12 protein-coding genes and 1 other annotated feature are annotated in these 13,442 nt (G+C 56.6%); of the genes, 2 read left to right on the forward strand and 10 right to left on the reverse strand.

Annotated features, from left to right (window positions below):
• Window positions 1-12 precede the first annotated feature (12 nt).
• From trpE to ATHL_RS14435, 5 genes are all read right to left on the reverse strand, one after another.
• Window positions 13-1,497, reverse strand: coding sequence for an anthranilate synthase component I (trpE, locus tag ATHL_RS14415; RefSeq protein WP_062195420.1), 1,485 nt, complete (start codon window positions 1,495-1,497; stop codon window positions 13-15).
• A 47-nt stretch (window positions 1,498-1,544) separates the two neighbouring features.
• Window positions 1,545-1,844 (reverse strand) — a binding site (T-box leader).
• A 71-nt stretch (window positions 1,845-1,915) separates the two neighbouring features.
• Entirely contained in the window at window positions 1,916-2,728 is an 813-nt protein-coding gene (locus ATHL_RS14420) for an ABC transporter permease (RefSeq protein WP_062195352.1), read from the reverse strand.
• A 1-nt stretch (window position 2,729) separates the two neighbouring features.
• Window positions 2,730-3,539 (reverse strand): ABC transporter permease, encoded by an 810-nt coding sequence (locus ATHL_RS14425; protein ID WP_062195355.1) that lies wholly within the window; start codon window positions 3,537-3,539, stop codon window positions 2,730-2,732.
• The gene (locus ATHL_RS14430; RefSeq protein ID WP_062195358.1) at window positions 3,526-4,518 is read right to left on the reverse strand and encodes an ABC transporter ATP-binding protein; all 993 of its coding nucleotides are present in this window, start codon (window positions 4,516-4,518) and stop codon (window positions 3,526-3,528) included. The genes ATHL_RS14425 and ATHL_RS14430 overlap by 14 nt, the downstream gene beginning before the upstream one ends.
• Before the next feature lie 279 nt (window positions 4,519-4,797).
• A complete protein-coding gene (locus ATHL_RS14435) occupies window positions 4,798-5,007 on the reverse strand; it encodes a cold-shock protein (RefSeq protein WP_062195421.1) in 210 nt (69 codons plus the stop codon).
• A 307-nt stretch (window positions 5,008-5,314) separates the two neighbouring features.
• On the opposite strand from ATHL_RS14435, the gene ATHL_RS18975 reads away from it, so the two are divergent.
• Complete coding sequence (locus ATHL_RS18975) at window positions 5,315-5,725, forward strand: helix-turn-helix domain-containing protein (RefSeq protein ID WP_062195361.1); 411 nt, start codon at window positions 5,315-5,317, stop codon at window positions 5,723-5,725.
• Window positions 5,726-5,833: 108 nt separating this feature from the next.
• Here the strand turns inward: ATHL_RS18975 and ATHL_RS14445 are convergent, their stop codons facing one another.
• The 3 genes from ATHL_RS14445 to ATHL_RS14455 all read right to left on the reverse strand — a co-directional run bounded on the left by ATHL_RS14445 (window position 5,834) and on the right by ATHL_RS14455 (window position 8,441).
• Window positions 5,834-6,346 (reverse strand): hypothetical protein, encoded by a 513-nt coding sequence (locus ATHL_RS14445; protein ID WP_062195364.1) that lies wholly within the window; start codon window positions 6,344-6,346, stop codon window positions 5,834-5,836.
• A gap of 137 nt (window positions 6,347-6,483) precedes the next feature.
• Entirely contained in the window at window positions 6,484-7,185 is a 702-nt protein-coding gene (locus tag ATHL_RS14450) for a hypothetical protein (RefSeq protein WP_062195367.1), read from the reverse strand.
• Window positions 7,182-8,441 (reverse strand): uroporphyrinogen decarboxylase family protein, encoded by a 1,260-nt coding sequence (locus tag ATHL_RS14455; RefSeq protein WP_062195370.1) that lies wholly within the window; start codon window positions 8,439-8,441, stop codon window positions 7,182-7,184. The genes ATHL_RS14450 and ATHL_RS14455 overlap by 4 nt, the downstream gene beginning before the upstream one ends.
• A gap of 125 nt (window positions 8,442-8,566) precedes the next feature.
• On the opposite strand from ATHL_RS14455, the gene ATHL_RS14460 reads away from it, so the two are divergent.
• Entirely contained in the window at window positions 8,567-10,360 is a 1,794-nt protein-coding gene (locus ATHL_RS14460; RefSeq protein WP_062195373.1) for a glycoside hydrolase family 2 protein, read from the forward strand.
• A gap of 71 nt (window positions 10,361-10,431) precedes the next feature.
• Here ATHL_RS14460 and ATHL_RS14465 read toward each other — a convergent pair whose 3' ends face one another.
• A complete protein-coding gene (locus tag ATHL_RS14465) occupies window positions 10,432-10,920 on the reverse strand; it encodes a ferritin (protein ID WP_062195376.1) in 489 nt (162 codons plus the stop codon).
• A 130-nt stretch (window positions 10,921-11,050) separates the two neighbouring features.
• Window positions 11,051-13,438, reverse strand: a complete 2,388-nt coding sequence (locus ATHL_RS14470; protein ID WP_062195379.1) for a glycoside hydrolase family 9 protein — start codon at window positions 13,436-13,438, stop codon at window positions 11,051-11,053.
• Between the last annotated feature and the right edge of the window lie 4 nt (window positions 13,439-13,442).

Consider the following 13,442-nt stretch of genomic DNA (forward strand, 5'->3'; position numbering starts at 1 on the left):
TTTCTTCCTCCGTCAGGCCAGCGATGATTTTTCAGCCATTTCCACCGCCACCGCCAGCGCACGCGCTTTATTAAGCGATTCCTGATATTCCAGTGCAGGGTCTGAATCGGCCACCACCCCTCCTCCGGCCTGTACAGAAACGGTTTTCCCGCGCATTACCATGGTGCGAATGGCAATACAGGTATCCATAGAACCATCGGCGGCGAAGTAACCCACCGCCCCGGCGTAAGGGCCCCGCGGGGTCGACTCAAGCTCATCGATGATCTGCATGGCGCGAATCTTGGGGGCCCCGGTAACCGTGCCCGCCGGGAAGGTGGCGCGCATCAGGTCAAACGCATCTAACTCCGGGCGTAAACGCCCTTCTACATGCGAGACGATGTGCATCACATGTGAATACCGCTCCACCTGCATCAGTTCCGAGACTCGCACCGTGCCATATTCACACACCCTCCCCAGGTCATTTCGCGCCAGATCCACCAGCATCACATGCTCCGCCCGCTCTTTGGGATCACCCAGCAGGTCTTGCTCCAGAGCAAGGTCTTCAGCGGGGGTTTTCCCCCGCGGGCGGGTACCGGCAATGGGGCGAATGGCCGCCGTACGACCCTCCAGGCGCACATGCATCTCTGGCGATGCACCGATCAGCCGCAAAGGTTCACCTCCTGCCAGGCTGGCAAAATCGAAAAAGAACATATAGGGCGATGGGTTAAGCCGCCGTAAAGCACGGTAGATATCGAAAGGTGCGGCTTCGGTTTCACGGCTGAGTCGCTGTGACGGCACCACCTGAAAGATATCCCCCGCGGCAATATATTCTTTGGCTTTCAAAACATTGGCCATATACCGCTCACGAGGCACATTGGAGCGCATCTCGGTAGAAACAGCCGCTACACCCCCCGCAGGTACTGCACGCGGCGGCAACGGCGAGGCCAGGCGGGCTTCCAGTTCATCCAGGCGAGCCTCAGCCGCGGCGCGGGCCACAGATTCTGGCCCATGGGGGGCGGGGTTGGCAATCAGCAGGAGCCGCCCGAAGGCATGGTCAAAGGCCACCAGGGTATCGGCCAGCAGGAAGATTGCATCGGGTAAATCGGGGTGCGGGCGCAGGGACACGCTCGGTTCAAAGAAACGCATCATTTCATAACCAAGGTAACCCACCAGACCGCCCGTGAAGCGCGGCAGTCCGTGCAATGGTTCACGGCGCAGAGGTTCAAGCTCGGCCTTTAAGGCGCCTAACGGGTCAGAAACAATGCGCTTCTCCACCTCATCGGCAGAATGAATCTCCAGGGTGTTCCCGCGTACCACACAGGCGCGGGCCAGCCCCGCCCCGATAAAGGAATAGCGCGCCACGCGTTCACCGCCGGTCACCGATTCCAGTAAAAACGAAGGCCCCGTTCCGGCCAGCTTAAGATAGGTGGAAACCGGCGTTTCTAAATCTGCAGGCAATTCACGCACCAGAGGGGCGCTTGCCTGGATCGTGGTTGGTGAAGAAATTGGTTGGTTCATCCTTTTCACCTCATCATCGTTCAGATAAAACAAAAACCTCTCCCGTCGTATGGGACGAGAGAGGTTTCCCGTGGTGCCACCCAATTTAGGCCGCTGTTCTTATAAAAAAACCCGTCGTGACGACGACGGGTAAGAAAAGCCAGCCTCACTCTGGGGTACGCCGGACAGGTCCGGTTATACCCTTTGCCCGGATAACGGCGGCAACTCCGGCGCGGGCTACTCGGCCAGGCCTTTCACCCTGCAGCTCTGAGAACCATTCCGCGCCACCGTGCGGGCAGCCCTTTCACCGTCTGACTGCTCTCTGTGCCGCCTGTGCGGCGCGTACTCTTTCTCTTCACAGCTTTTCTTCGTTCAATTGTTGCTGCTGTTTATAGCAAGGTTAACTGCATTTGTCAAGGATGATTTTCTCCCATTTTTTTCAACTGCTGGCACTGCTGTAATTGCGCAGTCCGCGCTTCCAGGCCAGTCGCACCAACCCCAGCAAGAGGAAAGGCAGCAACAATGCCCAGCCCAGGTAAACGGAGGGCATTTTCTTCAACACAAACATCGGCGGAAAATTGGTGACCACAAAAATCGGCAGAATGAAAACCCCGATCTGCTGGATCCAGCGATTGTAAATATCCATCGGCATGTTGTTGAAGTCCCAAAACGAGTCGGTGATCTCGGCAATGGCGCTGGTGTTCATCAACCAGAAAGAGAGAATCTGCGGCAACAGGAAAAGGCAATAGCTGACCACCGAACTGATCCCCAGAAAACCCAAATAGCCCCCCACCGTCACCAGGTTTACCGGGATGCTCAACCGTGCCCAGGCGATACAGACCATCACCGCCCCCGCCAGAGCATCCACACTGAAAATGGTCAGGTCAGCCTGGCGCAGGGTAGCCATGAACTGCAGGGATACCGGCTTGGTGAGGATCAGATCAAGATCGCCGTCTTTGATCTTCCCGCGCAGGCCAAAGTTGTTGATCATGTACAACCCGGCATAAACCGCCGTGAGGAACACGAAGGTGCCGATAAAAAGCAAAATTTCATCCGGTGAGAGGCCATGAATGCTCACCCCCGAACGGTACACCACCACCACATACGAAAGCTTCACCAGCAAATACCCCGATTCCATTGCCAGATTGCCGATGAAATTGAACCGGTATTCCATCTGCGCCATCAGGCTATTCTTGAGGAAAAGCCGGTAAATGAGCCAGTGTTTTTTAATCTCACGCCAGAGTTCGTTCATCCTATCCCCCCACCGCCACATACCGTCGTCCGCCCACCCGCCAGAGCAGGTTGGCCGCCAGCAAGATCACGCCGATCCAGATCATCTGTAACAGCATTCCCTGCAGGGCTTCGCTTCCGGTCAGTTTTCCATTGAGGACATTAATGGGGTAGTTAACAGTGTATTTAAAGGGCAGCAGGCCAGCCGCCCGCGCAAAGCGATCACCAAAAACCTCCAGCGGGAAAATACCCCCGCTGAGCAACACGGTGACAATGCGAATTCCCTCGAAAAGAAACCCCACCTCGATAATCCAGAAGGAAATCGCGCTGAAGCAGTAGAAAAGAAGGAAGTTAAGCACCGTGGCCAGCACCAGGGTAACCAGAAAAGCCAGCACCCGCAGCGGCTCGATCTGCATCCCCCAGAATACGTTTAACCCCACCAGCACCAGGCCGAGCAGCCCAAGGATCATCCCCTGCCCCGGCACCTTTTGCCCCAGAAAACTCGCCAGCCGGTACGGGAAATACCCCATGGGTTGCACTAAAAACTTGCTGAACTTTCCATTCTTCACATCGTCCATGATCTCATATTCAAACCCCGTCCGGACGAGCCTTGCCACCAGGCCAGCCATGAACGTGTATGCGATCATTTGCCGAAAGGTATACCCGTATACCGATGAACCCGCCGAGGCAGCATAAATGGCCGACCACAGGAACGACTGAATGATAATGGGATAGGCCGCGCTGATCAGAGAGATCATAAAGTTAAAGCGGTATTCGAGAGCCGTCTCAAACCCCAGCTCAAATGCCTTGAGGTATTTCTTAAGCCAGGGCATGGTTCACCTCCCGCCGCCGGTAAAGCTGGGCAATCCCTTCTTCTACCGGAATATCCTCAATGTTGAAATCGGAAACGGGAAGGTGGTCAAGGATGGCTTTAGAACGTTCTTTCACCTCGGCGCGGGGCACTTCCAGGGTTACAGTGAACGCATCGTGGCTCTTTACCCGGCCAAAGGCTTCCAGTTCATCCACCCGCACCGGAACAGCCAGCTGTAATTTGATCAGCTTGGTGTGTGCGAAGGCGTCATTGACGCGATGCAAATCTCCATCATAGACCAACTGCCCCTCGTTGATAATGATCACCCGTTTACACAGGCCCTCGATATCCTGCATGTAATGGCTGGTAAGAACCACAGTGGCCTTCTTCTCCAGGTTGTAATACCGGAAGAACTCGCGGATTTTCATCTGCGAGAGGATATCCAGCCCGATAGTGGGTTCATCCAGAAAAATCAACCGCGGCCGGTGGATCAGCGCCGCGATTAGCTCCATTTTCATCCGCTCTCCCAGCGAAAGACGCCGCACCTGTACGTTCAACAGGTCTTTCACGTCCAGCAATTCGGTTAATTCTCCCAGTGTTTCCTGGTACTGGCGGTCATCCAGCTCATAGATGCACTTGTTGAGGTAAAGTGATTCGTTGGCGGGCAAATCCCACCACAGCTGGTTCTTTTGCCCCATGACGATGGCAAATTGCATCTTGAACGCTTTCTTTCGTTCCCAGGGTGTAAAACCGAGCACCTGGGCCTGTCCCGAGGTGGGGTGCAAAATTCCTGAAAGCATTTTCAGCGTGGTGGTTTTTCCGGCGCCGTTCGGGCCGAGAAAGCCTACCATCTCACCTTCCTCGATTTCGAACGAAATTTCCCTCACCGCCTCTTTGATCAGCTTTTCGCGGTAAAACAGATTGCGAATCGAATTCCGCAGACCGAGCTCTTTCTTGTAATACTCAAACGATTTGGATAGACGATTGACCTTGATGACCACTTGATTTGCTCTCCCATAGATTTAATCGGATGACCCATGCCCGTCTGTGAACCCGGGCATGGGTATAGCTGCTTCGCGGGGGTGAATCGATTCGTTTCCTTCAGGGGGTGAAAGGGAAATCCGGTGAATTCTTCCGTGCTGGCAGGTTTTACCGCCTCAATTATATCCAGACTCACCCCAAGGCAGGACAATTCATAAAAAAAACACCCTCTCAGGCAAACCTGAGAGGGTGTTTGCGTTGCCCCGCTTCTGACGGGGCGGAGGTTCAGTTAAACCGGATTAGCGGGCAACCACTTTGGCGGCCTGCAGGCCTTTGGGGCCGCGCTCGACCGTGAACTCGACCTGCTGGCCTTCGTTCAGGCTGCGATACCCCGAACCTTCAATCGCCGAATAGTGTACAAACACATCCGGGCCGTTCTCCTGGCTGAGGAACCCGTAGCCTTTTTCGCCATTGAACCATTTAACCGTACCGATGATACGCTCTGACATTGAATTTGCCTCCTTCTGGCAAGAAAAAAAATTGATTTTGATGCCTTCTTCGTTCCATCGGTTTTCGTTAAAAAAAACCGGTTCGAGGACGAATGCCTGCGAACCGAGTTGCTTTGCTACAACCAACCAGAACTGTACAGCATCCTACGCGCAAGAGTATACCACAGAATGCAAGGATTTTCGAGGCAATTTTCAACCAATTTTCGACCAATTTCCGGGCCACATTCATCCTGTGCCCTTTGGACGGAAAAGCTCAGACCATTTTTACGCTACAATCAATACAGCCTGTGTTTTAGGGAGGAAGCGCATGCCACTGTTCAAAGATTGGCTGGCACAAAAGTTCAACGACTGGGAAAAGACCCAGGGGCGCAAGCAATCTTACTACGCATTTGCCCGTTATCTGGGAGTCAGCCAGGCCAACCTGGCACAATGGATGGAAGGAGCAGCTCTTCCGTCAGGGGACGATCTGCGCACCCTGGCCGAGCTCCTCGGCGCCGAGGTGTATGACCTGCTCCAGATGGATCGCCCCGACCCTCAGCTGGAGCGCCTGCTCGGGGGCTTCCCTGCCCTGCCGTCAAGCCTGCGCGAACGTCTTTCGGTAGCAATCTGGGAAGCAAGCCAGTACCTCAAAAAGCACGGGTTGTCTGCCGAGTCGGTGGAAGCCAAAAAAGCCATTCTCGAAATTTTCGCCCGCTTTGGCATTCGCCTGACCAATTAAAAACCAGAGAGGCGCGGCTCACCTCGCCGCGCCCCAGGCTTTCTGGCGGTTTCACACCCTCCGGAAGGTGTGAAATGCCGCCAGACGAGCTGGTCTCTGACTCACTTTTTACCAGTTGAAACCGGGCGCACCCGCACCTTGATCGGGAACGAAGCCCATCCCGCCGGGCCCGCGGAAGTGCCCCCGCCCGCCAAAGCCAGACCAGTACCCCTTATCGAGGCCTTCCAGCAGCCAGTTCGCTTTATCCTGCGTCATGGTGCCGTCTTTCACTGCCTGAGCAATGGCATCACGCGTGGCCTGAAGTTGCGCCTGTTCTACCGCATTGCGCAGATCCGATAGGCTCACGCCCGCTTTCTCCGCCAGGTCGGCCAGGGTCCGGCCCGCCCAGAGCTCGTTAGAAAGCTCATCCGTGGTCATCCCCAGGGCTTTGGCGGCAGCTTCCAGGGTCACGCTATCATAACGCAGCCCTCGATGCCACCCCTTGCCCGGAGTCTGAGGCGCCGTGGAACCGGCCTCGGGTGTAGGGGTCGCCTCCTGAGCAAATACGGTGTTTCGGGCAGTTACCGCTAAAACCGCCACAACAACCAGACCTGCCAGTCCAATAATCAGCGATTTCTTCATACACAATATACTCCTTTCCTTGAGAGGTTTTTCCCCGCTTGTTCTCCGGGGAAGCGCCTTCATCATAGCAAAGGAGTATTTAGAAATAAGGTAGATTCCCTGAAAAATTGGGGTATCCCCGACCGCACCCGAACCGATCAATCCAGCGGATAGATGACCACCCCTCCCAGGTGCCCTTCTTCCACACGGCAACGCACCCCCCGAATATAACATTCCTGTGCAGGATAGGCTTCATCGTTTTCGCGGTATTTTCCCTGAAGACCACTGCTCAAGCCTTCCTGGAAAAAGACCACCGGCTTTCCGGCTTCATCGGTGGCCTGAGCCGCACAGTCTTCACATACCGCGCGCGGGTAACGGGCACTCACCGGCACAGGGTTTTTACAGATCGGGCAATATTGCGAGGTCACTTCCAGGCGAACATCTCCCGCCCGCCGGATGCGCCGGAGGCGATCGGTGCGGGCGCCAATAGCTGTGGCCAGCGTCCCACAGATCAACATTCCCAGAATGAGCACCACTCCCCCCATCGTGCTGGCAATTTCACTTTCCGGCAATCCGGGTTTTAACACCAGCGCTTTAATGAGCAGGAATGTTGCTCCCTGAAAAAACCCGAGCAATATCCCGGCAGTTCCGGCTTCCAGCAGACGCAACCACAGGCGCTCACTGCGAGAGCGAATCACCACACTCCGCCCAACGGGTAATGCCAGCAACCATGCCGCCGGTGTGGCAAAGATGATATCCGGGTAGCCAAGAGAACTCACCAGCCAGGATACTCCCAGCCAGAGTAGCGCTGGAGCGATGATCACCCGCAACACCACCCCCAGGTCGAAATTGCGATTCATGCCGCCTCCCTGACGGTTTCATACAACGCAAGAAGGTTTTCGAGCGGTACTCCCGCCTGCACATTATGCACCGTGGTAAACACGTACCCCCCGCCTTCACCAAAAATCCGCAGGTGCTTCCGTACCTCGGCACGCACTTCATCGGGTGAGCCAAACGGCAACGTGTGCTGGGTATCTACCCCGCCGCCCCAGAAGACCAGGTCTTTGCCGAACTCCCGTTTTAACCAGGCAGGGTCCATGCCAGAGGCAGAAACCTGCACCGGGTTGAGCACATCAAACCCGGCTTCAATAAAATCCGGAATCAACGCCGCCACCGAACCGCAGGAATGGATGAAAGATTTCCAGCCGGTGTTCCGGTGAATCCAGTCATTGACCTGTTTGTGAAAAGGCTGATAAAGCGTGCGGTAGGTCTTTCGTGAAATAAACGGCCCCGTCTGAGTACCGAAATCCGTGCCGCTGATGAACACCACCGACACTTTCTCACCTACCACCGCATATAACCTTGCCAGGTTGGCCAGCCCAATCTCACATTGTTTTTCAAACACCTTCCAGACGTATTCACGGCGGGTGACGGTTGAGATATACCATTCTTCAATGTCACGAATGCCTTTGGGATATTTCAGCCAGGGCGCCGGCACCAGGGCAATATCTCCGAAGGCCGTGCCGCCAAAGCTGGCCAGAATGGCCCGGTCGCTCTGGTGCCAGAGCTCATCGGCTTTGCGGGCAAAATACGCCAGGTCTTCCTCAGAGATGGGGGTAAATTCCTCCAGGTTGTCGGCGGGGTCGAGCTTTTCTTCATGGATGGGAGGCTGGCGCACAATGGCATCGAAGTAAAAGCCCCCCTGCGGCATCCGTCCGCTGGGAGGAGCCGAGCGGTCTCCCTCTGGGTACATCAACAAATCACCATTTTCTTCCACCTGGGTATTGAACCCCTCAGGTACCAGCACCGGTGTACCATCAAAGGTTGTCCAGGGCTTCCAGCCCTCATTGCGGAACCCGAACATGGTGCGCGGGGCAAACAGCCCCACCACATCCACACCCAGGGCATCCATCAGGTCGGGCTGGATTTCACCGAGCATCTGGTACGGCTCAACCACCTTCACCGGTGTACCGGGGGGGTCGAGATGCAAGGCCTGACGCAGGCGGTACACCGAGCTGACGTGCATCCCCGTCACGGCACTGCCCCCCAGGTCAAGCGGCACCCGGTCGGACTGGCGATGATTCAATGCGGCCAGAACTCTTTCACGTGCGTTCATCCCGTATTCTCCAATCCATCCCCGCAGGGAATTACCCGGTCACCATAATCTTATATAATTACCCTGCCTTTTATTGTACTCATCTTTTCCATCCTTTACTTTACAACCCACCGAAAGGAAATGTTATGTCTTCACCGATTCCTCGCCCCGAATACCCCCGTCCTCAATGTCAGCGTGATGAATGGCTCTGCCTTAATGGCGAATGGGAATTCGAGATCGACCCTGGCAACAGCGGTCTGGAACGCGGCCTGACCGAACGCCCCCTCTCAGGGCGCATCCTTGTGCCGTTTTGTCCCGAGTCAACCCTTTCAGGCATTGGCAACACCGACTTCTTGAATGCCGTGTGGTATCGACGCGAAGTGACCATTCCCCCCGCATGGCAGGGGAAGCGAGTTCTGCTACACTTTCAGGCCATCGATTACGACGCCACCGTCTGGGTTAACGGGCAGGAGGTAGCCCGCCATCGCGGAGGGTTCACCCCCATCACCTGCGACCTCACAGGGGTAGCCGCTCCCGGAGAAAAGGCTGTCATTGTGGTGCGGGCGCGCGATGATCATCGTGAGTTCAAACCACGCGGCAAGCAGGAACGCCAGTATGCCAACCACGCCTGTGAATACACCCGCACTACGGGCATCTGGCAGACGGTCTGGATGGAACCGGTAGGGCAGGTGTATTTCCTGCGCCCACGCATCACCCCCGATGTGACGCGTGGATTGTTCCATCTGGAATTGCCGCTCAGCGCCAGTATTCCGGGCGCAACCCTGACGGCAGTATTGCGGGATGACCGGGGCGAGGTATCACGGGTGCGCCTCGAAACCGGGCTGGAGCGCGCCCCTCGTTTTGAAGTCCCCGTGCCCGCAGAACGCCGCCGCCTTTGGCAGCCTGGCCAGCCCCACCTCTATTCCCTGGAGTTAACCCTCAGCGGTGCAGATGGCCGGGTGATCGATACCATCCAGACGTACGCGGGTTTACGCTCGGTCACCATTGATGGGCTCAAAGTGTTGATCAATGGTAAACCCATTTTCCAGCGGCTGGTGCTTGACCAGGGTTACTACCCTGATGGCATTCTCACCGCCCCCAGTGAAGAGGCCCTGGTGAAAGACATTGAGCTTTCCATGCAGGCCGGGTTCAACGGGGCACGGCTGCACCAGAAAGTCTTTGAAGAACGTTTCCTGTACCACGCCGACCGAATGGGTTACCTGGTCTGGGGAGAATTCCCCGACTGGGGCGTGAGCATGGCCGGCCCCATGCCCGAACACCAGCGCCCAACCGCCACCTTCATCACCCAGTGGCTCGAAGTGCTGGAACGCGATTATTCTCATCCGTCCATCATCGGCTGGTGCCCGCTCAACGAAACCTGGCAGGCCCTCACCGATTCCATTAGCGCGCTGGATGAAGTGACCTGGGGAATGTTCCTGGCGACCAAAGCCATGGATCAGAACCGCCCTGTGCTGGATGCCTCAGGCTACTCGCACCGCGTTCCCCAGTCCGACATTTATGACTGCCACGATTACGAGCAGGACCCCGCAAAATTCGCCGCCAACCATGCCGGCACGCGTCACGGGAAGCCGTTTGTGAATAAGGCCTGGTACGACCAGTCCGAAATTTCTATTCCCTATCGCGGCCAGCCGTTCTTCGTTTCGGAATTCGGGGGCATCTGGTGGAACCCGCGTGCCGCCGCCGATGAATATTCCTGGGGCTACGGTGAACGTGTGCGTAACCTGGATGAATGGTATGCGCGCTTCGAGGGGCTTTGCAGTGCCCTGCTGGATGACCCTTCCATGTTCGGTTATTGCTACACCCAGCTGACGGATGTCTTCCAGGAGCAAAACGGCATTTATTTCTTCAACCGCGAACCCAAGTTCGACCTGGCTCGCCTCCGCGCCATTCAAACGCGAAAAGCGGCCATTGAGGAATAAAACCAACCGCCTCAGAAGGTTTTCCATCTGAGGCGGTTTTCTTTTAACAGGCAAACTTCAGCGCCCGCTTCTTACTCGCGGCGCGCCAGCAGACCGTTGATCTGGAACAGGGCATTGACCGAATCACCGGCCATCTTCAACCATTCCAGCACCTGGGTGGCGTTTTTCTCTTCCTCCACCTGCTCGTTGACGAACCAGTCGAGGAAGTGCTGGCTGGCGTAATCATTATCCTTCACAGCAATGCTGTAGAGCAAGTGAATGCGGGCCGTCACCTTCTGTTCGTGCTGGAGCACCTGCTCAAAAATTTCCACCGGTTTACCGAAAGACGCGGGCGGTTGCGCAATGGCCTGCAGGGTCACCTTGCCACCGCGATCATGGATGTAAGAGAAGAACTTCATGGCGTGTTCTTGCTCTTCTGCGGCCTGTTTGGTCATCCATGAGGCAAACCCCGGCCAGTTGGCCTCTTCAAAATGAGCCGCCATGGCCAGATAAAGATACGCTGAATACAACTCTTCGCGAATCTGGTTGTTCATTTCATCCAGCAAAGTTTTACTGAGCATACGCACACTCCTTTTCTCAATCAAACAGCTTCAGAGAATACAGCCAGTCGGCCTTACCTGGCCCAGCTCTAATTATAGATTGTTTCTCGAAATAGACAAGATTATGCCCAATCTCCTTAACCGGGCTGGCTCACCCCTCACGGTAAAGCTCGTTGACCGCCAGCACCGTGAAGATATAAGTAGCCGCCCCGCCGATGACGTATTCCTTCTGCTGCCAGAGCCACGGGAAGGGATCGAGCAGTTCGGGGTAATTCGGACGGATGAGCGCCGGCCCCGAAACCACGCCCCCCGGCTGGTACGTCCAATCCGCACGGTTAATCCCATACGCCACCGTGAGCGACTTTGCCCCAACCCCCGAAGCCAGAGAAGCATTCGAAACCGGGTGACACCCCAGCACATACCCCAGCACCGCGGCTACCCATTCGGCCTTAACCAGGCCGGGGAAAGCCCGGTGCAGGTAATAAAACTGGACGGCACGGTCAAGGAATGACCACGCCACTCCCCAGATCGGCCCCTGCTTCCGCCACGTCTCGGCGGAGTACGGTACGCCGAAGGGGTTGCGCTCGGCTTCACTGGCTACCCGGGCCGCCCAGGCTTCAACAGCCGCGCGCACTCTGGTTGTAAAGGTATCATCCTTCAGCGAAGGTAAGGCGCGGGCCACCGCCCAGCCCACACTTTCCACATGCTCCACCACTCGCTCTGCCAGTGAGAGCAAATGTGTGCGGAATTGCTCTTCCCCGGTTGACAGGAACAGCTCCACGGTGGCCAGCACTTCGGCCAGCTCATACCGCGGCCCAACATAACAATTGGGTGCCACCACCGGAGAGTGACTCTGTTCATATTCCCAGGCAAGGCGGGCAGTTTGCAGGCACTCGGCGGCCAGGGCTTCATTCCAGCCCTTCAGCACCCGGCTCGATGCCGCCAGTGCCGCCGCCACCTGATATTCCAGCGTGGTATGCCGGTGAGTGAAAGCCCAGCGGTCATCCGAACCCTCGCCGGGGGTTACACGGTTATCGGTGAGCAGAGAAATCTCGCCCAGCTGTTTATACTGTTCAAGGCTGTTTTCAATAATGCCAATAAAACTGTGCCCCGCCGCTCGATACCCCGAAAGCAAATTCAACACCCCATGTTCCACCTGCTGGACAAAATCGGGGACGCCATCCGGCACATGCATGATCACCAGGCGCCGCGCCTGATCAACCGTGGTCTGATCGCTCTGCACCCCGAAGGTCTCATACGCCAGTGCCAGCACATGCGTGGTGTGCGCCTGAGAACCCGCCGCCAGGTCAAAATCGCCGGCATCGTGCCAGCCGCCCACATTAAGGCCAGGGATGGGTTCGTACGGTTGAAAGGGCGTCTCGGTGGAATCACGCTGAACGTAGCTATCGAAGTGCTGATGATGGAGCGGTGCCTGCAGGGCATCATCGAGGTGGCAGGCCCCATGCCAGACACGCGCCACCTCGCGTACTTCCATGTGGCACATCTGCGCTGGCAGGTACTGCTCCAGGGTAGGCTGCCACACATCCTGTTCGTACACCTGCTCATCAATGCGGAAAGGCTCACTGTGCTGGTCTTCGTATTCCAGGCAGTAAAGCCCCGGCTGGCGCACATCACTGAAATCAAAGCGGGCGTAATGGAAGCAAAGGTACTTCCCCCACAGAGCGAGTCGTTCACGCCTGACCACCTCCTGCTCTCCATTCGGAAGGATGCGTACCAGCCTTGCCTCTCCCGGTTGTGACACCCGTGCATCCAGTTCAATCACCGCGATTTTGGGCTGCCGGGGGTGGTATCCTACCTGCGAAAAACCAATCACGGGTGTCCGCATCCAGGTGGTATCCACGGTAGGGGTGATCCGCCATTCGAGGACCGTACCTTTCTCCCCGCCAGGTAACACCCCGCGCACCACAAACCAGCCATTCTGAGCATACGCCCGGCCATCGAGCAGGACGAGCTCTCCGCGCAAAGCACGGATCACGATCCGGGTAGCGGGGTCATCCGGGGTGAGGATGAGCTCCTGCCCTCTGGCGAGGGGAAGAGGCTCAAGTTTTTCGCCTGCCCCGCTAACCATCGCCGCATTGAACTGACGGGGAAACACACCCGCCTTTCCATCCATGAAAAAGGCCTTTCCCATGTAGGCGCCGGGCATCAACTCCAGGTTGAAGCCCACCTGCCCCACCCGGTCTTCGGGAATGGGATCTACCAGTGCCACAGTGAGCAAAAGGTCATCCTCTTCGGGAGCCAGGCGTACCGTGTAGCGAATGGAAGGCTCATGATACTGGCACTCGATACGCAGCGCCCGCCCGCCTTCTTCCACCTGCCGTTCCCCGTTTTGCGGTAGGACATCCCACTGTTCGGCGGCTGGAACCAGGCGCAGGTTACCGTTCCCGGCAATTCGCTGATTGCGCTGAAGAATTTCAAGCCCGCCCTGTTTGCCTTCTTCGTATACATTATGGTAGAAGAGCACTGCCGCAGCCGGCGCTTCGAAGACTTCATCGGTGTTCAATTTCCAGATCGTCATGGTT

This window comes from Anaerolinea thermolimosa, assembly GCF_001050195.2.
In the GTDB taxonomy this organism is placed as follows: domain Bacteria; phylum Chloroflexota; class Anaerolineae; order Anaerolineales; family Anaerolineaceae; genus Anaerolinea; species Anaerolinea thermolimosa.

Coding starts and splice junctions, on each gene's coding strand:
- trpE (WP_062195420.1), bottom strand. CDS start 1,497: ATGAACCAACCAATTTCTTCACCAACCACGATCCAGGCAAGCGCCCCT.
- ATHL_RS14420 (WP_062195352.1), bottom strand. CDS start 2,728: ATGAACGAACTCTGGCGTGAGATTAAAAAACACTGGCTCATTTACCGG.
- ATHL_RS14425 (WP_062195355.1), bottom strand. CDS start 3,539: ATGCCCTGGCTTAAGAAATACCTCAAGGCATTTGAGCTGGGGTTTGAG.
- ATHL_RS14435 (WP_062195421.1), bottom strand. CDS start 5,007: ATGTCAGAGCGTATCATCGGTACGGTTAAATGGTTCAATGGCGAAAAA.
- ATHL_RS18975 (WP_062195361.1), top strand. CDS start 5,315: ATGCCACTGTTCAAAGATTGGCTGGCACAAAAGTTCAACGACTGGGAA.
- ATHL_RS14445 (WP_062195364.1), bottom strand. CDS start 6,346: ATGAAGAAATCGCTGATTATTGGACTGGCAGGTCTGGTTGTTGTGGCG.
- ATHL_RS14450 (WP_062195367.1), bottom strand. CDS start 7,185: ATGAATCGCAATTTCGACCTGGGGGTGGTGTTGCGGGTGATCATCGCT.
- ATHL_RS14455 (WP_062195370.1), bottom strand. CDS start 8,441: ATGAACGCACGTGAAAGAGTTCTGGCCGCATTGAATCATCGCCAGTCC.
- ATHL_RS14460 (WP_062195373.1), top strand. CDS start 8,567: ATGTCTTCACCGATTCCTCGCCCCGAATACCCCCGTCCTCAATGTCAG.
- ATHL_RS14465 (WP_062195376.1), bottom strand. CDS start 10,920: ATGCTCAGTAAAACTTTGCTGGATGAAATGAACAACCAGATTCGCGAA.
- ATHL_RS14470 (WP_062195379.1), bottom strand. CDS start 13,438: ATGACGATCTGGAAATTGAACACCGATGAAGTCTTCGAAGCGCCGGCT.